The 18,630-nt window shown below is 73.0% G+C and carries 14 protein-coding genes; 6 read left to right on the top strand and 8 right to left on the bottom strand.

The genetic code is table 11. The features are described from left to right. Window positions 1-105 precede the first annotated feature (105 nt). Together DRB89_RS21785 and DRB89_RS21780 are read right to left on the bottom strand one after the other, a co-directional pair. A complete protein-coding gene (locus DRB89_RS21785; protein ID WP_112463394.1) occupies window positions 106-1,029 on the bottom strand; it encodes an SDR family oxidoreductase in 924 nt (307 codons plus the stop codon). 132 nt (window positions 1,030-1,161) lie between these two features. Further along, window positions 1,162-2,235 (bottom strand): alpha/beta hydrolase-fold protein, encoded by a 1,074-nt coding sequence (locus DRB89_RS21780; RefSeq protein ID WP_112449934.1) that lies wholly within the window; start codon window positions 2,233-2,235, stop codon window positions 1,162-1,164. A gap of 279 nt (window positions 2,236-2,514) precedes the next feature. Here DRB89_RS21780 and DRB89_RS43080 point away from each other — a divergent pair, with 279 nt between their 5' ends. Beyond that, window positions 2,515-3,363 carry a hypothetical protein gene (locus tag DRB89_RS43080; RefSeq protein WP_162688680.1) on the top strand — a complete coding sequence of 283 codons (849 nt, stop codon included), beginning with the start codon at window positions 2,515-2,517 and terminating at the stop codon, window positions 3,361-3,363. Then, window positions 3,360-4,337 carry a DNA repair exonuclease gene (locus tag DRB89_RS21775; protein WP_162688679.1) on the top strand — a complete coding sequence of 326 codons (978 nt, stop codon included), beginning with the start codon at window positions 3,360-3,362 and terminating at the stop codon, window positions 4,335-4,337. Before DRB89_RS43080 ends, DRB89_RS21775 begins: the two co-directional genes overlap by 4 nt. An 83-nt stretch (window positions 4,338-4,420) precedes the next feature. Here the strand turns inward: DRB89_RS21775 and DRB89_RS21770 are convergent, their stop codons facing one another. The 5 genes from DRB89_RS21770 to DRB89_RS21750 all read right to left on the bottom strand — a co-directional run bounded on the left by DRB89_RS21770 (window position 4,421) and on the right by DRB89_RS21750 (window position 10,174). After that, a complete protein-coding gene (locus tag DRB89_RS21770) occupies window positions 4,421-6,013 on the bottom strand; it encodes a molybdopterin-dependent oxidoreductase (protein WP_112449936.1) in 1,593 nt (530 codons plus the stop codon). Between the two features lie 23 nt (window positions 6,014-6,036). Further along, entirely contained in the window at window positions 6,037-6,777 is a 741-nt protein-coding gene (locus DRB89_RS21765; protein WP_112449937.1) for an anti-sigma factor, read from the bottom strand. Between the two features lie 31 nt (window positions 6,778-6,808). Next, window positions 6,809-7,384, bottom strand: coding sequence for an ECF RNA polymerase sigma factor SigK (gene sigK, locus DRB89_RS21760; protein ID WP_239516277.1), 576 nt, complete (start codon window positions 7,382-7,384; stop codon window positions 6,809-6,811). A gap of 123 nt (window positions 7,385-7,507) precedes the next feature. Further along, window positions 7,508-7,690, bottom strand: a complete 183-nt coding sequence (locus DRB89_RS21755; RefSeq protein WP_112449938.1) for a hypothetical protein — start codon at window positions 7,688-7,690, stop codon at window positions 7,508-7,510. Window positions 7,691-7,888: 198 nt separating this feature from the next. Further along, window positions 7,889-10,174 carry an alpha-N-acetylglucosaminidase gene (locus tag DRB89_RS21750; RefSeq protein WP_112463393.1) on the bottom strand — a complete coding sequence of 762 codons (2,286 nt, stop codon included), beginning with the start codon at window positions 10,172-10,174 and terminating at the stop codon, window positions 7,889-7,891. A 275-nt stretch (window positions 10,175-10,449) separates the two neighbouring features. Between DRB89_RS21750 and DRB89_RS21745 the strand changes: the two genes are divergently transcribed. The 4 genes from DRB89_RS21745 to DRB89_RS21730 all read left to right on the top strand — a co-directional run bounded on the left by DRB89_RS21745 (window position 10,450) and on the right by DRB89_RS21730 (window position 14,578). Next, on the top strand, window positions 10,450-11,340 hold the full coding sequence (locus DRB89_RS21745; RefSeq protein WP_112452877.1) for a peptidoglycan-binding protein: 891 nt from the start codon (window positions 10,450-10,452) through the stop codon (window positions 11,338-11,340). Window positions 11,341-11,400: 60 nt separating this feature from the next. Continuing rightward, entirely contained in the window at window positions 11,401-11,682 is a 282-nt protein-coding gene (locus tag DRB89_RS21740) for a hypothetical protein (protein WP_112452876.1), read from the top strand. After that, window positions 11,679-11,942 carry a hypothetical protein gene (locus tag DRB89_RS21735; protein WP_112452875.1) on the top strand — a complete coding sequence of 88 codons (264 nt, stop codon included), beginning with the start codon at window positions 11,679-11,681 and terminating at the stop codon, window positions 11,940-11,942. The genes DRB89_RS21740 and DRB89_RS21735 overlap by 4 nt, the downstream gene beginning before the upstream one ends. Before the next feature lie 161 nt (window positions 11,943-12,103). Then, complete coding sequence (locus tag DRB89_RS21730; protein WP_239516276.1) at window positions 12,104-14,578, top strand: YfhO family protein; 2,475 nt, start codon at window positions 12,104-12,106, stop codon at window positions 14,576-14,578. A 106-nt stretch (window positions 14,579-14,684) separates the two neighbouring features. Here the strand turns inward: DRB89_RS21730 and DRB89_RS21725 are convergent, their stop codons facing one another. After that, on the bottom strand, window positions 14,685-18,584 hold the full coding sequence (locus DRB89_RS21725; protein ID WP_112450588.1) for a DNA-directed RNA polymerase subunit beta': 3,900 nt from the start codon (window positions 18,582-18,584) through the stop codon (window positions 14,685-14,687). Window positions 18,585-18,630: the final 46 nt, after the last annotated feature.

Raw genomic sequence — 18,630 nt, 5'->3', positions numbered from 1 at the left:
CGCGTTGTCGGACAACACCGGTACGTCCAGTACGAGGCGTGGTCCTCCGCCTTGCGATGCACCGCACCGAACACCGCGACCCGGCAAACCTTTCCGGTCACAGCACTAGCGGTAGCCCGTGGCGTCCGCCGGGCGGTCCGGGTCCTGGACCTCGACCATGTACCGCCAGGCGTCCGGCCGGCTGCCGTCGAGGTCCGTGAAGCCGTAGACCCCGGCGAGCTGCCCGCTGGAGAGCGACTGCCCGTTCCAGCGGGAGACCTGCGGGTCGGCGGCCAGGGCCGCGACCGCGCGGCCGACGTAGGACGGGGTCTCCGAGATGCCGAAGTGCGGGACCTTCTCCAGTGCGTCCCGCCAATTCGCCTCGGTGACCCCGAAGGCGTCGAGCATCATCTCGGAGCGGAGCCAGCCGGGGGTCAGCGCGACCGCCGTCGCGCCGCGCGGCCCCACCTCGTGTCCGAGCGCGAACGCCATCCGCAGCACGGCCGACTTGGCGATGTCGTAGAAGAACGAGACCCGGTAGCGGGTCGCGTTGTACTCCGCCGTGCCGTCCGTCATCTCCACCACCAGCCCGCCCGGCTCGCGCAGCAGCAGCGGGAGCGCGTAGTGGCTGGTGACGGCGTGGGTCTCCACCGCGAGCCGCAGCAGCCGCAGCCCCTTGTCCAGGTCGTGCTCCCAGACCGTGCTCTCCCACTCGAAGAGCAGCTCGCCGCCCCAGATGTCGTTCACCAGCACGTCGAGGCGGCCCTGCTCGGTGTCGATCCGCTCCACCAGCGCCCGCACCTGCTCCGGCACCAGGTGGTCCGCGACCACCGCGATCCCGTGCCCGCCCGCCGCGGAGACCAGCTCGGCCGTCTCCTCGATCGTCTCCGGCCGGTCGTACTCCGAGCGCCGGCCCCGCGTGCTGCGCCCGCCCACGTACACCGTCGCGCCCCGCGCCCCCAGCTCGACCGCGATGCCGCGCCCCGCGCCCCGGGTCGCCCCGGCCACCAGGGCCACCTTGCCTTCCAGATCCCGCCGTTCTTCACCCATGCCCGCGACCCTACGACGTCCGCGCGCGGCGGGCCCCGAACAACCCGCCCGGCCGGCCGCGCTGGTGGCCGCACGGGGCGGTCTGCGGGGCCGGGGGTCTGCGAGGCCGGGCGGCCCGCGGGGCCGGGCGGTCTACGGGGCCCCGGCCGGCGGGGAGATCTCCGTGCTCAGCCACCCCAGCGCGTCGGGGTACATCCCGATCCAGGTCTGGAAGTTGTGGCCGCCCTGCGGCCGGACCAGGGTCTTGACCCGGACCCCGGTCCCCTCGGCCGCCTTGGTGAAGTCGGCGAGCTGCTGCGGCGGGCTGTCCTTGTCCTGCGAGGAGGTGGCCAGGAAGAGGCCCACGTCATCGGTCCTCTTAGCGTGCCGGACCAGCCACATCGGGCTGTTGCGCTCGCGCAGGACGGGATCGGCCAGCACGTCCGGGTCCCCGGTCAGCGGATCGGGGTCCAGGGCCGCGCCCGCCCGGAACGCCTTCGGGTACTGGAGCGGCAGCTTGGCCGCGCAGAACGCCCCCGTCGAGATGCCCATCACCCCCCAGCCCGCGGGCTGGGGCAGGGTGCGGAAGTTCTTGGCGACCAGGTCCGGGACGTCCTCGGCCAGCCAGTCGGCCACCTTGCGCCGCGGCGTGTTGGTGCAGTCGGTGTTGACCCCGCCCGGGTAGATCTCGGGGATCACCAGGATGAACGGGTGCGCGGCGCCCAGCTGGACCAGCTGCTCGAGCGCTCCGGGCATGTTGCCGAGGTCGATCCAGGTGCGGGGCGAGCCCGGGTAGCCGTGCAGCAGCATCAGTACGGGGAACCGGGTCTGCTCCGCGCCCGGCGCGTCGTACTCCGGGGGAGTCCACACGATCACCTGGCCGGCCAGCTTCGAGTGGGAGCCCCGGAAGTACGTGCTGCGCGTGCCGTCACCGCCCAGGGTGAATTTGGCCCGCCCCAGGGGCGGCCCGGTCATGGCGGAGTCGTTCTGCCCGGCGTCGGTGCCCAGGAGGTCGTCCCAGGAGGAGTAGAGGCCGTAGCTCCCGTTGATCCAGGTGGCCACCACGCAGATGGCGGTGAGCTGGCACAGGCCGATCATCACCAGCCGGGCCGGCCAGCGCACCCAGCCCGGGCCGGGGATCCGGTTCCACAGGAGCAGTGCGGCCAGCATGGCGAGCACGGTGACGACGATCAGGGTGACGAGGAACGACGTACTGGTCAGCTCCACTGCGCCTCCACTGCGCCGGCTCCTGACATGCGGGACGACTTGACCGTAATGTCCGGACAATACGTTCAATCTACGGCGAGCGCCGCCCGGGAAGGGGTGGCGTGCGCACCGTTTCGGCCGGGAAGCCCGGGCTCTGCCGCCTCCGACCCGACGCCTCCGACCCGGCGCCTCCCGGCGACCCGAGCCCGGCGTCCTGGGGTAGATTCACCGCCTGTTCATCAGCACGGCTCCGGGGGTTTGGGCCGTCTTGGTGCCGTATGAGGCAGGATCGACGGGGATATGCGGAACACTCCGAAAAGAACGAATCGCCGGATCCAGTCCGGGACGCGGTCCGGGCTGTCGCCGACGCCGGCGGCGCGCACGGTCTACCAGGTCAAGCTGCTCGTCGACCCCGAGCAGGTGCTGGACGCCGGCGGGCTGCCCACGGACGCGGCGGCCGACGCGCTCTCGCTGGGCGCGCCCGGCCGCGTCGAGGTCGCGCAGTACGTGGACGACGCCGGGCGGAGCCTGAACGGCCAGGGCTGGATCGTCCGCATCCGGCGCCACGACGACGAGAACCGCATCCGCCTCGCCTACAAGGCACGCTTCGACATCGACGGCGACGGCTCGGAGCCGGCCGAGGTGCGGCGCGTGATGGACCGGGCCGGCGAGCACGACTTCGCCACCGGCTGCGGGAACTACCGGATCCAGGTCAATCTCAGCCACACCCGCGCCACCCTCGACTTCACCAACAAGAAGTGCCGCCCGGTCCCGGGCCTGGCCCCCGGCGAGCTCCCCGGCCTCGAGGCCTCCCGCGCCCTCGTCCTGGACCGGCTCCCCGGAAAGCTCGCCCGGTGGGGCGCGAAACCGGCCGGATGGGCGCAGGCCGTCACCGCTTCATCCCGTCTCCACGGCCCCGTAAGCCAGGCGAACTATCCTGGCCGCATGCTCGATCACGCGATGGAGACACAAGTCAGCCGACTGCGCACCGCGTCCGGCGAGCTGACCTGGTTCGCGGAGATCACCGCCAAGGCGCACACCCTGCGCGAAGCCGTCGAACTGCGCTCCGACCTGATGGGCAAGCTCCGCGCCGAGGGCTGGCTGCTGGAGCGCGACGCCTTCAAGACCGAGCTCATCCTCGGCCCGTGACCACCTCCGCGCCCGGCCCGATACGCGTGGCCCACCTGGCCGACCTGCACATAGGGTCCGCCCTGCGCGGGCTGGCCGACCACCCCGGAGCGCCCGCGATAGACCCGTACGAGGCGCCGTACGAGGCCCTGCGCGCGGCCGTGCGCCACATCGTCGGGGACGGCTACCACGCGGTGCTCCTCGCCGGGGACGTCTTCGACCGCCGCCACGACGACGCCCGCGCGCTGGCCGCCTGCCAGGACGCGCTCGGCGCCTTCCACGAGGCGGGCCTGCGCACGGCGGTGGTCTCGGGCAACCACGACGCCGAGAGCCCGCTGCCGCACAAGCTGCACCTCCCGCCGTCCGTGCGCTGGCTCCCCGCGGACGCCCCCGCGTCGGTGTGCTGGCCCGACCTCGGCATCACCGTCCACGGCCAGTCCGTGGGGGATCCGGACGAGCGCCGGGACCTGGCCGCCGGATACCCGCGCCCGGTCCCCGGCACCGTCAACATAGGGCTCCTGCACACCAGCCTGCACGGGGCCTGGAGCCGCCGGACCTGCGCGCCGACCGACCCGCGGACACTGGCGCGCGCCGGATACGACTACTGGGCGCTCGGCCACGTCCACCACCGGCTCGTCCCGGGCACCGGCGCGTTCGCGGTGTACCCCGGGAACACCCACGCCCGGGGCCCCGGCGAACCGGGCGGCCGCGGTTTCACCGAACTCCGCATCGGGGCCGGCGGCCGGATCGGGATCCGGCAGGTCGACACCGCCCCCGTCCGCTACGAGGACCTCCACTTGCCTTGCCCGGAGACCGCCGAGGCCGACCTGCGGGCCCGGTTCGCGGCCGTCCCGCCGCCGCCCCCCGGCGGCGCCGTCGTGTGGACCCTCACCGCCGCCACGCCCCCCGGCCTCCTGGGCCCGGCGCGCGCCCTGGCCGGTCCGGGCGCCATGGTCTGCCCCGCGCCCGGTGAGCCCCTCCGACCGCAGCACTAGTGCTGTGACCGGAAAGGTCCACCGGGCAAACCTTCCCGGCCACAGCACTAGGCTCTGTCGCCCGACCCGTTGCCCCGCGCGCTTCAGCGGGCGCGGACGCGCACCGCCACCGAGTGCCACCCGGTCGCCCCGTCGGGGACGGTTCCGGCGCGTTCCCCCGTCTGTACGGCGCCCGTCCGGTCCGTGGCCCGGACCTCCAGAATGTGCGGGCCGGGAGCCGCCTCCCAGATCCACACCCACTGGCGCCAGGTGTCGTCGCCGTCCGCTTCCCCGAGCCGCGCCTCCTGCCAGACGCCCGCGTCCACCCGTACCTCGACCCGGGCGATGCCCCGGTGCTGCGCCCAGGCCACCCCGGCGACCGCCACCCGCCCGGGAGCGGGTTCGGCCGAGGGGCGCGGGGTGTCGATGCGCGACTGGGTCTTGACCGGGGCGCGCGGGGCCCAGGACCGGCGCACCCAGTACGCGTCGTACGCGGAGAAGGTGGTCAGCCGCAGCTCGGTCAGCCACTTGCACGCGGAGACGTACCCGTACAGGCCCGGCACGACCATCCGTACCGGGAAGCCGTGCCGGAAGGGGAGCGGCTCGCCGTTCATCCCGACGGCCAGCAGTGCCTCCCGGCCGTCCATCACGGCCTCGACGGGGGTGCCCAGCGTCATCCCGTCCACCGAACGCGCCACCAGCTGGTCGGCCGGACCGCCCTGCGACGGCGGCCGCACCCCGGCCTCGCGGAGCAGGTCCGCGAGGCGTACGCCGAGCCAGCGGGCGTTGCCGGCGTACGGGCCGCCGACCTCGTTGGACACGCACGTCAGGGTGATGTCGTGCTCGACCAGCGGACGGGCGAGCAGCTCGCGCAGGCCCAGGGCGAGCGGCCTGGCCACCCCCTCCCCGTGGATGCGCAGCCGCCAGGCGTCCGCGTCCACGCGCGGGACGACCAAGGCGGTGTCCACGCGGTAGAAGTCCGCGTTCGGGGTGAGGAAGCGGGAGGCCCCGGGAATCCGCAGGTCCGCCCCGGCCGGTACCGGCGGCGCCGGCACGGAGGGCGCCGGGAGGACGAGGTCCGTACGGGAGGCCGTGGCGCCCGCCGAGCCGAAGGCGCCGAGCCTGCGCCCCGCGTACCCGGCCGCGGCCGAGAGCGCGAGGGCGCCGAGGACGAGGCGGCCGAAGCCGCGCCGGTCCAGGCCGTCGGCCCCGGCCCCGGCCCCGGTCCCGGCCCCGGTCGCGGGTCGTTTCAAGGCTCTGACCAGCAGGTACAGCATTCCGGCGGCCGCGGCTCCACCCACCAGGGAGGGCAGGGCGTCCTTCCACGAGGCCTCGGGGCGGCTGAGCGCGGCCACCGCCCCGAGCACCCCGACGGCGCCCGCGAGCACCAGGCCGGCCGGCATGCGGCGTACGGCGAGCAGCCCGGCCAGGGCGGCGACCGCGCCGAGCACGACGAGGATGCCGAGGGCCAGGACCAGCTTGTCTCCGGTGCCGAACTGGCGGACCGCCCACTCCTTGAGCCCGACCGGGGTGCGGTCCACCACGGCCCCGCCGATCGCGGTCACCGGGGAGGCCTCGGGCCGGACGGCCGCGGCCGCCAGGTGCGCCAGAGCCAGCCCGAAGGCGGCGGCGACCAGCCCGCCGGCCGCGCCGAGCGCGTACCGCCGCCGCCCCGGGTCCGCCTTCGCGCTGTTCATTCGCCGTCACCCTCCGCCCGGTCCTACGCGCCCCCGCGCGCCGGGAGCGCCAGCAGCATCAGCGGCTTCGTCGTCGGCGCGGCCGAACCGCCCGCCGGTTCCAGGGTGAGCCCGACCCCGGTGGCCGCGCCCACGGCGCCCGTCAGCAGGGCCGGAGCATCCGGCCGGGCCGGATCCAGCAGCCCCGCCGGACGCATGGCGCCCGCCGGGTCGGCGAACCACAGCTGGTAGGACCGGCCGGCCGGCGCGGAGGGCATTCCCGCGGCCACGAACACCGCCCGGTCCCGGTCCCGGGAGACCACGACCGTGCCCGTCGCTCCGCCGGCCCCGCGGCCCACGACCAGCCGGGCGTCGGGGGCCGTCAGCACCCCGGTCAGCGCCTCCGCCCGGGCCCGCGCCAGGTGCTCGGACTGCCGGGCCTCGTCCGCCCGCCGGTCCTGCCAGACGGCCACGCCGCCGAGCCCGGCCACCGCCACCAGACTGGCCGCCAGGGCCCAGCGCAGCCAGGGCCGGCCGTGGCCGCGGACGACCCCCGGCGCGGGCGCGGGGCGCTCCTCGGCGCGGATGCGGCGCAGCACCGCCTCCCGGAGCTCCGGCGGCGGCTCCACGGCGACGGCCCGGCCCAGCAGGGCCGCCGTGGCCGCGAAGTCCCGTACCTCTCGGGCGCACGCGGGGCACGACTCCAGATGTGCCTCGAAGGCCGTGCGCTCCGCCGGGGCCAGCGCGTCCAGGACGTACGCCCCGGTGTCCTCGTGCACGCTCATCAGCCGCTCACCCCGATTCCGGATCCGATCCTCATGCCGAGACCCCGAGACAGGTCCGCAGCCGCAGCAGGCCGTCCCGCAGCCTCGTCTTCACGGTACCGAGCGGAACCGACAGCGTCTGCGCCACCTCGCTGCACGTCAGGCCCCGGTAGTACGCCAGGGCCACCGACTGGCGCTGGATCTCGGTCAGCGACGCCAGGCAGTGCCGCACCCGCTCCCGGTCCTCGCGGTCCATCGCCGCCTCGCTCACCTCGTCGAACTCCGGCAGCGCCGCCTCCAGCCGGGCCGCCCGCAGCTCCCGGTCCCTGGCCGCCTGCGCGGAGCGCACCCGGTCCACCGCCCGCCGGTGGGCGATCATCAGCACCCAGGCGCGCACCGTGCCCCGGTCGGCGCGGTAGCGGCCGGCGGTGCGCCACACCTCCACCAGCACTTCCTGGGCCACCTCCTCCGCCTGGGCCCGGTCCCGCAGCACGGCGTGCGCCACCCCCAGCACGGACCCGCTCACCGCCTCGTACACGGAGACGAAGGCCGCCTCGTCCCCCTCGGCGACCCGGCCGAGCTGGACGGACAGACGCTCGCTCTCACCGGTGCCCGTCACGTCATCCACGGCACCGATCCTCCGCGATCCGCCGGCATTCCTCCGCGGTCGCACGCCTTGTCAGCCATTCGGAGCCGCCGCGCCACCGGATTGGCCGCAATCGGCTCCCGTACGCCCCCGCGCCGTTCCGGATCACGCGCGAGGGCGGCCGGCCCGTTCGGCGGCCCGCCGGGCCATGGCCGCGAGCGGGCCCTCCGCGCCGCCCGCCGCCGTCCAGCAGTTCAGGGCGGCCTTCCCGCGCTTGCGCAGCTCCACGACCCCGTCGGTGAACGGCTCCAGGGCCATCGGGGGCCTCATCGGGTCGGTCTCGGACATGGCGGGCGCTCCCGGCGTCGGAAGGGGCGGCCGCCGGTGGTTCCGGAGGCCGCCCCTGATCGATTTCCGTCAGTGAACCCGGGGCCCCGCCCCTCCCGCTGGAGCTCGGCTCGCGGCTCCCTCGCGAGGGTGGGCGGATTCCCACGGGAGGGTGAAGATCAGATCATCGTGCGATTTTCGCCGTGCCCGTCGTGTACGTCATTCGGCCTCGGGCAGGGTGGCCGCGACCGCGGCGGCCAACACGTAGGGGTCCCCGGTCGGCCGGACCGGGTGGCGCGTGGTGAGCCTCGCCCACCGCTCCTCGAAGGCGTGCCAGTCGATGGCCCTCGGCGCGGCCCGCCGGACGAGCGCCTCCTCCAGCGAGGCGAAGTAGGCCGACCACCGCGGCGCGTACAACTCCGAGACCAGACCGCTCCATTCGCGGTTCGCGTAGTCGTGCAGGAAGCCGCCCTCGCTGGTGCTCTGGCGGCCCCACACGCTCAGGATCGAGCGGGCGTCGTACTCGTAGCGGTCCCGCTCCGCCTCGTCCGCGCCGTGCGCCCGGGCCGCCGACAGCCAGGACCCGAGGAGGAAGTGGGGATCGGAGCCGACGAGCGCGTCCAACTGCTTCTCGCGCTCGGCCCATTCGGCGGTCAGCTCGCGAAAGAGGGCCAGGTCGCGGGCATCGTAGGCCGCCTTGACGCGCGGCAGCAGCGCCCGCGAGTGGTTGGCGAGGGCCTGGCGGGCGGTGTCCACCAGGTCGAAGCGGTAGGCGCTGGAGCCGCGCAGCAGGGGGTCCACCTCGAGCAGGTGGCCCAGCGCGCGGCGCACCGAATCCGCCGGGTAGCGCATCGACTTGGGGCTCCAGTAGGCGGATCCCGCCGCCGTCAGGCTCGGCCGGGCCGCGAACAGGCTGTCCTGGGACTCCGACCAGAGCCCCGAGGAGGTGTTGTACGGTCCCTGCCGCAGCTCTTCCCAGGCCGCCGCGGCCCGGGCGTCCGGCCGTCCGTACCGCCGGTCCGCGAACCGCGCGAACCACTGCTTCTGGTCGATCGGGCCCGGCTCCCACGCGAGGTCCGTGAACAGGTCGAAGGCCGCCGGGTTGGTCCCGGTCGCCTCCGGCAGGTAGGCGATGCCGGTCAGCGCACTGTCGGCCTTCGCCCGCCAGGACCCGAACCGGTCGATCCACACCGAGGTGTTCGCGCCGACCGTCGTGTGCCCGCCGAAGTTGTAGATGGTGCCCATCGCGTACGGGGCGCCGCCCCAACGGGTCTCGCGGTCCAGGCGGTTGTAGCGGTCCGACAGCCCGTCCAGGATCAGCAGCTTCGAGGTGTCCACCCCGGCCAGGAGCTCCTTCGTCGGATCGTCCTGCCAGCCCAGCACCGCCCACAGCGCACCCGGATGGGCCGCCCACAGCGCCTTCTGTACGGCGCCCGCGGCCTCCTTCACATCGACCGAACCGGTCTGCCCGCCCTCGTGCAGCGGGCTCATCCGGTACATCGAGCTGTCCCCGAACAGCGCCCGCTGCTCGGCGTAGTAGTCGGCGGCCAGCCTCGCGAAGGCCTGCGAGGCCGGGTCCAGCCAGTCCGGCCGGTCGAAGCCCGCCCAGTCGCCCTGCGGCACGGTCACCGCGCCCGGGTTGCGCTCGGCGAAGGACGGCGGCACGGTGCCGAAGTAGCCCGGCAGCACCGGGGTCATGCCGAGGCCGCGCAACTGTTCGGCGATCTTTCCGCCCAGCTCGGCGCGCGCCTTCATCAGCTGCTCGGTGACGGGTCCGCCGAAGCCGCTGAGGTTCTGCAGCAGCCACCAGCTCTGGTGGCCGGGGCCCGGGATCCACTCCCGCAGCTCCGCGGGCGTGTAGCCGAAGCGCTGGAGCGCCCGGTAGTACGGGTACTCGGCGCCGACCTGCACGAACACCTCGTTGACGCCGTGCAGGGCGAGCAGGTCGATCTGCCGCTGGTGCTCCTCGAAGGTGCGGTAGGCGCCCGAGTAGCCGTCGTCGGTGTCGTTGAGGGCGTAGCGGTGCGCCACGAGGGCGGTCCGGGTGACCGGGGCGGGCACGGCGGGCAGCTCGGCGGGCAGCATCCCGATGCTGTCGCCGGGCCAGCCGATGTCGGCGCCGGCGACGTGCTGGAGGTACCAGCCGACTCCGGTGAGCAGGGTGGCGCCGGTGGAGCCGCGGACGGTGACCGCGCCGGCCGTCCCGGAGACGGTGAAGGAGTCCTTCGCCGTCGCGGCGTCCGCCACCAGCGTGAACTGCCCGGCGTGCTTCGGCAGCAGCCGCTCCAGGGCGGCCCGCGCGGGGGCCGCGTCGAAGGCCCGCGGCCCGGGTGCCTCCACCTCGTGTCCCGCACCGGCCGGTGCGGGGGACTGGGCCCCCCGGGACGTGGCGCCCGGTGCGGCCCCGGCGACCGCCAGGGTCAGCAGGGCCGCGGGCAGCGCGGCCAGGATGACCCGGCGGCGCACCCGCGCGGCCCCGTCGCGTCGTGGGACAGTGCCCGGCATACGCATCGTCCTCGTCTCGGTCGTCTCGGTCGTCTCGGTGGGCTCGGTAGGCTCGGTCGTCAGGGTGGGCTCCGCCGGTCCCGGCGGCTCGGGCGCCGGTCGGACGCCCGGCCGGTTCGCCGGCTGCTGCCCTGTTCGCTGCCCCGTCTGCTTGCCCATGGCGCGGGCCGTCAGACCGGCAGGGACCAGACCTGGTCGACCCGGTGGTCGCCGCAGGGGGACGGAGGGGTAGAAGAGACCGGCCCGGGGCTTTCGCATGTCCGAAGGAGACCACCATGGCCACCCCCCTCACCGCCGACACCCTCCTGGCAGCGCTCCGCGCCGAGGGCGTCGACGTCGTCGAGCACACCGGCTGGCGCACCCACAACCGCAACCACAAGGGCGCCTGGGGCCCGGTGAACGGCGTCGTGATCCACCACACCGTCACCAGCGGTACGGACAGCAGCGTCGCCCTCTGCCGCGACGGCTACGCCCAGCTGCCCGGCCCCCTCTGCCACGCGGTCATCGACAAGGCCGGCACCGTGCACCTGATCGGCCACGGCCGCACCAACCACGCCGGCCTCGGCGACGGCGACGTCCTGGACGCCGTCGCCGCCGAGACCTCGCTGCCGGAGCCGCGCCGCAACGACACCGACGGCAACGCCCACCTCTACGGCTTCGAGTGCGTCAACCTCGGCGACGGCCGCGACCCGTGGCCCGCCGCCCAGCTCGACGCCATCGAGCGCGCCTCGGCCGCCCTGTGCCGGGCCCACGGCTGGCAGGCCCCCTCCGTCATCGGCCACAAGGAGTGGACCAACACCAAGGTCGACCCGCGCGGTTTCACCATGGAGGACATGCGCGCCCGGATCGCCGCCCGCCTCGCGGCCGCCCCCGGCGGCCAGGGCACCGGGACCACCCCGCCGGCCGGCGGCGAGCGCCACCAGCCGTTCCCCGGCGCCGGCTTCTTCACCGCCCTCCCCCACTCCCCGGTCGTCACCGCCATGGGCGAGCGCCTGGTCGCCGAGGGCTGCTCCGACTACGTCGAGGGCCCCGGCCCGCAGTGGACCGACGCCGACCGCCGTTCGTACGCGAAGTGGCAGCGCGCGCTCGGCTTCACCGGGGCCGACGCCGACGGCTGGCCGGGCCGCACCTCCTGGGACGCCCTGAAGGTCCCGTACCGCGGCTGACCCGGCCGCCGCCCCGCAGCCCCGCCGCCCCTCGCCGCTCCACCGAAAGAAGGCACCACCATGTCCGAAGCCGGAAAGCGCACCCTGCGCACACTCGTCCAGACCGCCCTGGCGATGGCCGTCCTGCTCCCCGCCGTCGTGGACGCCTCCGGCATCCCCGCCGCACTGCCCTGGGTCGCCGGCGCCCTCGCCGCCGCCGGGGCCCTCGCCCGCGTGATGGCCCTGCCCGGCGTACAGGCCGTACTTCCCGGCTGGCTGCGCACGGAGTGGCCGTACGACGCCGACCGGGCGCTGCTCGCCCTGATCGACCGCGACGAACGGGCGGAGGACGAGCGCGCATGACGGAACCCCACATGTCGGACGCGCTGTCCGTGGCCGTCGAACTGGAAAGGCTGCGCGGCACCATGGAGGCCGGCTTCGCCCGTGTCGACGGGTCACTGGCCCTCCTGGTCCAGCGCAGCGACCAGACCGACCGTCAACTCGCCGACCACGAGTCCCGGCTGGACACCCTGGAGCGGGCGCGCTGGCCGCTGGCCAGCGTCACCGCGCTCGCGGCGGTCTCGGCGATCGCCATGACGGCCTGGCAGATCACCGGCCGCTAGCGGGTGATGGCCGGCCGGGACGGTCCGTCAGCGGACCGTCCCGGCCGCGCCCGCCCTCGATCGGGGGCCGAACGGGGGCCCGTGCCGCCGACCTAGACTGACGATCAGGACGAACCACCGCCCGTGGCGGTCGATCAGCAGGGAGCAGAGCATTGGGGACCGTGGCCGTCGAGCCCGCGAAGCGAAGCAGTCCACCCCCCGATCAGGACCGGCCCGCGCCGCGCCGTGCCGCGCGCCTGTACGGTCCGCTCCTCGCGTTCCTCCTCGCCTCGGGCGCCTTCTGCGCGTCCTGGATCGCCCGCGGCACCTTCCCCTTCGGCGACACCGGCCGCGCCGTCAACGACCAGGCCAACCAGTACGTGCCCTTCCACCGGGCGTTGTGGGACCTGGTGCACGGACAGGCCGCCGGAGACGTCCTGTTCACCTGGCGCGGCGGCTTCGGTCAGCAGTTCCTGTCCGACTACCACACGTACCTCGGCAACCCCTTCTCCTGGCTGGCCGTCCTCGTCCCCCGCGCCCACGTCGACCTCGCCGTCTTCGCGATCACCCCGGTGACGATGGGCGCCGCGGCCGCCGTCATGTGCGTCTACCTCGGCAAGCTGCACCCCGGCCCGTGGTGGCAGCGGGGCGTCCTCGGAGCCGTGTACGGGCTGTGCGGCTGGGCGCTCAGCGACGCCTCGTACATCCCCATGTGGATGTGGGGCCTGGTCGCGCTCCCGCTCCTCGGCATCGGCGTCGAGTGGTGCCTGGAGCAGCGCCGCTGGCCCGGGGTCGCCCTGCTGGTCGCGCTCGCCTGGGCCGGAAACTTCTACACGGCGATGATGGCGACGATGGCGGCCTGCGTCCTGCTCGCCGTCCGCCTGATCCTCCTCGACATGACGGGCCCGCAGCGGCTGCGCGCCGCGTGGCGGGCCGGGACGGCCGCCGCGACGGGCATCCTGCTCACGCTCCCGCTCCTCCTGCCCTCGTTCCTCTCCAGCGGGGCCGCGCAGCCCACCAAGGCGGCCTCCTTCGATCCCGTGCGGATCGAGGTCTTCCTGACGGGCATGCTCCCCGGCACCTACCTGTGGGGCGGCCGGCCCCGGCTGTACGTGGCCTCCCTGGGCCTGATCCTGGCCGGGTCCTTCCTCTTCAACGCGGCCGTGGCGCGCAAGACCCGGCTGGTGTGGGCGGCGGCGACCCTGCTCGTCCTGCTCTCCTTCCAGTTCCCGCCCACCCAGTACGCGTGGCACGGGCTGGCGGTGCCGAACGGCAACCCCTACCGCGAGGCCTTCGTCTTCAGCGGCATGCTGGTGGTCATCGCCTGGCTGTCCCTGGCCAACCGGCCGCGCCCGCTCCACCTGGCGCTGACCGCCGCCCTGCTGGTCGCCGCCACCTTCGTGCTCCGGCACACCAACGACTTCGGCGGCGCGACCTGGCCGGCGGTCCTCGGCGGCGGCGCGGCCTCCCTGCTGGCCCTGGTCCTGCTGGCGCTGGGCGAGAAGCGCCGCGCACTGGTCCCCGCGGCCGCGGTGCTGATGGTCTGCGTCGTCTTCGCCGAGTCGACGGCGGCCGCGGCCAACGCCGACGCCCGCCGCTCGCGCGAACGCTGGGCGAAGCCGATCGCCACTTCGAGCCAGTCGATCACCCGCCACTTCGAAGCGGTCCGCTCCGTGGACGGCTGGCCCGCCCACCGGACCGACTCGGGCTCCCCGCAGACCTCGTACAACGACGCCCTCGCCCTGCGGGCGGAGGGGCCGCAGTACTACAGCAGCTACCTGCCCGAGGCCACGTTCCGGGCCCTCGAACCCCTCGGCTACGGCTACAAGAACGACGGCCGGACCTTCTTCGGCGCCGACAACCCCGTCCTGGACGCGATCTTCTCGATCGGCGCGCGGGTCCGCCCCGGGTCCGCCCCGGACACCTGGACCGGCTCGAAGTTCCCCGCCCCGCCCCTGGTCACCGTCCGCTCCGGCCCCTACGCCTCCCCCAACCCGGCCGGCAGCGTCTACGCCCACCAGGAGGACGTGCTCGGCGCCACCGTCTACCAGGTCCCGCCGGTCACCCGGGGCGGCAGCGCCGAGGAGCAGACCTACGCCGCCCGGTGCGCCCCCGGCTCCGCGGCCTTCTGGTACTCCCCCGCGCTCTACGGCACCCTCGCCTCGGGCGGCACCGAGCGGCCGCTGGAGGACCGGATGGCCGGCGTCCTACCCCTCGGCGAGGTCCCGGCGTCGGGCGTGCTCGACGTGACCGTGCGGACCCGTACGCAGAACGCCACCGCCGGCGAGCACCCCGTCGGCTGCCTGGACCGGGCCGCCCTCGACCGGGCCGTCGGCCGGCTCACCGCCACGGGTGCCACCGACGTCGCCGCGGGCGGCCACACCATCGGGGCCACCCTCCCGAAGGGCTCGGCCGGCACCGCGGTCTTCGCGATGACCGACGTCCCCGGCTGGCAGTGCACCGCGGGCGGGAAGACCGCCGCCCCGGTCCCCTTCCACGGCCTGGTCTCGGTCCCCCTGCCCCCCGGCGCGGACCGGGTCTCCTGCTCCTTCACCCCGAAGGGCCTGGCCCCGGGCCTGGCGGGCGCCGCGCTCTCCCTCCTGGCCCTGGCCTCGGCCACGGTCGCCTCCCTGCGCCGCCGCCGCGTCCGGACCTGATCCGGGCCTGATCCGGTCCGGGCCTGATCCACGGCACGAAGAAGCCCCCCACCGCTCCTCTCGGAGCGGCGGGGGGCTTCTTCGTACTGCCTACTGCCTACTGAACTCAGCCGTTGTAGGGGCCGTAGTCGTAGTCCTCCAGCGGAACAGCCTGGCCGGAGCCGGTGCCGAAGGGCGAGTAGTCGATGTCGTCGTAGCCGACGGCCGAGTACATCGCGGCCTTGGCTTCCTCGGTCGGCTCGACCCGGATGTTGCGGTAGCGGGCGAGGCCCGTACCGGCCGGGATGAGCTTACCGATGATGACGTTCTCCTTGAGGCCGATCAGGGAGTCGGACTTGGCGTTGATCGCCGCGTCCGTCAGAACCCTGGTCGTCTCCTGGAAGGACGCCGCCGACAGCCACGACTCGGTCGCGAGCGAGGCCTTGGTGATACCCATCAGCTGCGGACGGCCGGAGGCGGGGTGACCGCCCTCGGTGACCACACGACGGTTCTCGGTCTCGAACTTCGACCGCTCGACGAGCTCGCCCGGCAGGAGCTCCGCGTCGCCGGACTCGATGATCGTCACGCGGCGCAGCATCTGCCGGATGATGATCTCGATGTGCTTGTCGTGGATCGACACGCCCTGCGAGTTGTAGACCTTCTGGACTTCGCCGACCAGGTGGACCTGGACCGCACGCTGGCCGAGGATGCGCAGCACGTCGTGCGGGTTGGTGGCACCCATGGTCAGCTTCTGGCCGACCTCGACGTGGTCGCCCTCGCCGACGATGACCTTGGCGCGCTTGGAGATCGGGAAGGCCGTCTCCTCGCTGCCGTCGTCGGGCATGATGACGATCTTCTTCGTCTTCTCGGTCTCCTCGATCCGCACGCGGCCGGCGGCCTCGGAGATCGGGGCGACACCCTTCGGGGTACGGGCCTCGAAGAGCTCGACGACACGCGGCAGACCCTGCGTGATGTCGTCACCGGCCACACCACCGGTGTGGAAGGTACGCATCGTCAGCTGGGTACCGGGCTCACCGATGGACTGGGCGGCGATGATGCCGACCGCCTCACCGATGTCGACCAGCTTGCCGGTGGCGAGCGAGCGTCCGTAGCAGAAGGCACAGGTGCCGACCGCGGACTCACAGGTCAGGACCGAGCGGGTCTTGACCTCCTCGACGCCGTTGGCGACCAGGGCGTCGATCAGGACGTCACCGAGGTCGACGTTGGCCGGCGCGATGACCTTGCCGTCGATGACGACGTCCTCGGCCAGCATGCGGGCGTAGATCGAGGTCTCGACGTCGTCGGACTTGCGCAGCGCGCCGTCCTCGCCGCGAACGGCGATCTTCAGCTTCAGACCGCGCTCGGTGCCGCAGTCCTCCTCGCGGATGATGACGTCCTGCGAGACGTCCACCAGACGACGGGTGAGGTAACCCGAGTCGGCGGTACGCAGGGCGGTGTCCGCCAGACCCTTACGGGCACCGTGCGTGGAGATGAAGTACTCCAGAACGGTGAGGCCCTCACGGAAGGACGCCTTGATCGGACGCGGGATGGTCTCGTTCTTCGCGTTCGACACCAGACCACGCATACCGGCGATCTGTCGCATCTGCATCATGTTTCCTCGGGCACCCGAGTCAACCATCATGAAGATGGGGTTCGTCTTGGGGAAGTTCGCGTTCATCGCCTCGGCAACCTCGTTGGTCGCCTTGGTCCAGATCGCGATGAGCTCCTGCGTGCGCTCGTCCTTGGTGATCAGACCGCGCTCGTACTGCTTCTGGACCTTCTCGTCCAGCTCCTCGTAGCCCTTGACGATGGCCTTCTTGGCCTCGGGCACGACGACGTCGGAGATGGCCACGGTGACGCCCGAACGGGTCGCCCAGTGGAAGCCGGCCGCCTTCAGGTTGTCGAGCGTCGCCGCCACGATCACCTTGGGGTAGCGCTCCGCCAGGTCGTTGACGATCTCGGAGAGCTGCTTCTTGCCCACCGAGTAGTCGACGAACGGGTAGTCCTCGGGCAGCAGCTCGTTGAAGAGCGCGCGGCCCAGGGTGGTGCGCAGCCGGAACTGGTCGCCCTGCTGGAACTCCTGCTCGCCCTCTTCGGCGACCGGGGGCACCCAGCCGCGCGGCGGGATGGTGCCCACCGGGAAGCGGATGTCGACGGCCGACTGGAGCGCGAGCTCACCGTTGTCGAACGCCATGGTCGCCTCGGCCGTGGAGCCGAACGCGCGGCCCTCGCCCTTGACGTCACGGAGCTCGCCGTCGGTGGTGAGGAAGAACAGACCCAGCACCATGTCCTGGGTCGGCATGGTGACGGGACGACCGTCTGCCGGCTTCAGGATGTTGTTCGAGGACAGCATCAGGATGCGGGCCTCGGCCTGCGCCTCTGCCGAAAGCGGCAGGTGCACGGCCATCTGGTCACCGTCGAAGTCCGCGTTGAACGCGGTGCAGACGAGCGGGTGGATCTGGATGGCCTTGCCTTCGACCAGCTGGGGCTCGAAGGCCTGGATGCCGAGGCGGTGCAGCGTGGGCGCACGGTTCAGGAGAACCGGGTGCTCGGCGATGACCTCTTCGAGCACGTCGTAGACGACCGTGCGGCCGCGCTCGACCATGCGCTTCGCCGACTTGATGTTCTGCGCGTGGTTCAGGTCCACCAGGCGCTTCATCACGAACGGCTTGAAGAGCTCCAGCGCCATGGCCTTGGGCAGACCGCACTGGTGCAGCTTCAGCTGCGGGCCGACGACGATCACGGAACGCGCGGAGTAGTCCACGCGCTTGCCGAGGAGGTTCTGGCGGAATCGACCCTGCTTGCCCTTCAGCATGTCGCTGAGGGACTTCAGGGGACGGTTGCCGGGACCGGTCACCGGACGACCACGACGACCGTTGTCGAAGAGGGCGTCCACGGCCTCCTGGAGCATGCGCTTCTCGTTGTTCACGATGATCTCGGGGGCACCGAGGTCGAGAAGGCGCTTCAGGCGGTTGTTGCGGTTGATCACGCGGCGGTACAGGTCGTTCAGGTCGGAGGTCGCGAAGCGGCCACCGTCCAGCTGCACCATCGGACGCAGGTCCGGCGGGATCACCGGCACGCAGTCCAGAACCATGCCCTTGGGCTTGTTGCTGGTCTGCAGGAACGCGGAGACGACCTTGAGGCGCTTGAGCGCACGGGTCTTCTTCTGGCCCTTGCCGGTACGGATGATCTCGCGGAGGCGCTCGGCCTCTTCGTCGAGGTCGAAGGACTCCAGGCGCTTCTGCAGCGCGGCGGCGCCCATGCAGCCGTCGAAGTACGTGCCGAAGCGGTCACGCAGCTCGCGGTAGAGCAGCTCGTCGCCCTCGAGGTCCTGGACCTTGAGGTTCTTGAAGCGGGCCCACACCTCGTCGAGGCGGTCGATCTCGCGCTGGGCGCGGTCACGGAGCTGCTTCATCTCGCGCTCGGCACCTTCGCGCACCTTGCGGCGTACGTCGGCCTTCGCGCCCTCGGCCTCAAGCTCGGCCAGGTCGGTCTCGAGCTTCTTGGCACGGCCTTCGAGGTCCGCGTCGCGGCGGTTCTCGATCTGCTGGCGCTCGACGGAGACGTGCGCCTCCAGGGACGGGAGGTCGCGGGTGCGGCGCTCGTCGTCCACGAACGTGATCATGTACGCGGCGAAGTAGATGACCTTCTCGAGGTCCTTCGGCGCGAGGTCCAGCAGGTATCCGAGGCGCGACGGGACGCCCTTGAAGTACCAGATGTGGGTGACGGGAGCGGCAAGCTCGATGTGGCCCATCCGCTCGCGGCGCACCTTGGCGCGCGTGACTTCGACGCCACAACGCTCACAGATGATGCCCTTGAAGCGGACACGCTTGTACTTGCCGCAGTAGCACTCCCAGTCCCGGGTCGGACCGAAGATCTTCTCGCAGAAGAGTCCGTCCTTCTCGGGCTTGAGCGTGCGGTAGTTGATGGTCTCCGGCTTCTTGACCTCGCCGTGGGACCAGGTTCGGATGTCGTCCGCGGTGGCAAGGCCGATCCGCAGCTCGTCGAAGAAGTTGACGTCGAGCACTGTGCGTCAATCCCTCTTTCGGGGTCGAGTCTCAATCATGGTCTGA

Origin of the sequence: Streptomyces sp. ICC4 (assembly GCF_003287915.1) — a bacterium.
In the GTDB taxonomy this organism is placed as follows: domain Bacteria; phylum Actinomycetota; class Actinomycetes; order Streptomycetales; family Streptomycetaceae; genus Streptomyces; species Streptomyces tritrimontium.
This window is presented reverse-complemented; position numbering and strand designations above follow the sequence as displayed.

Excerpts from the sequence above, each read along its gene's own strand:
- DRB89_RS21785 (WP_112463394.1), bottom strand. The coding sequence starts at position 1,029 with ATGGGTGAAGAACGGCGGGATCTGGAAGGCAAGGTGGCCCTGGTGGCC.
- DRB89_RS43080 (WP_162688680.1), top strand. The coding sequence starts at position 2,515 with ATGCGGAACACTCCGAAAAGAACGAATCGCCGGATCCAGTCCGGGACG.
- DRB89_RS21770 (WP_112449936.1), bottom strand. The coding sequence starts at position 6,013 with ATGAACAGCGCGAAGGCGGACCCGGGGCGGCGGCGGTACGCGCTCGGC.
- DRB89_RS21765 (WP_112449937.1), bottom strand. The coding sequence starts at position 6,777 with ATGAGCGTGCACGAGGACACCGGGGCGTACGTCCTGGACGCGCTGGCC.
- DRB89_RS21755 (WP_112449938.1), bottom strand. The coding sequence starts at position 7,690 with ATGTCCGAGACCGACCCGATGAGGCCCCCGATGGCCCTGGAGCCGTTC.
- DRB89_RS21750 (WP_112463393.1), bottom strand. The coding sequence starts at position 10,174 with ATGCCGGGCACTGTCCCACGACGCGACGGGGCCGCGCGGGTGCGCCGC.
- DRB89_RS21745 (WP_112452877.1), top strand. The coding sequence starts at position 10,450 with ATGGCCACCCCCCTCACCGCCGACACCCTCCTGGCAGCGCTCCGCGCC.
- DRB89_RS21740 (WP_112452876.1), top strand. The coding sequence starts at position 11,401 with ATGTCCGAAGCCGGAAAGCGCACCCTGCGCACACTCGTCCAGACCGCC.
- DRB89_RS21735 (WP_112452875.1), top strand. The coding sequence starts at position 11,679 with ATGACGGAACCCCACATGTCGGACGCGCTGTCCGTGGCCGTCGAACTG.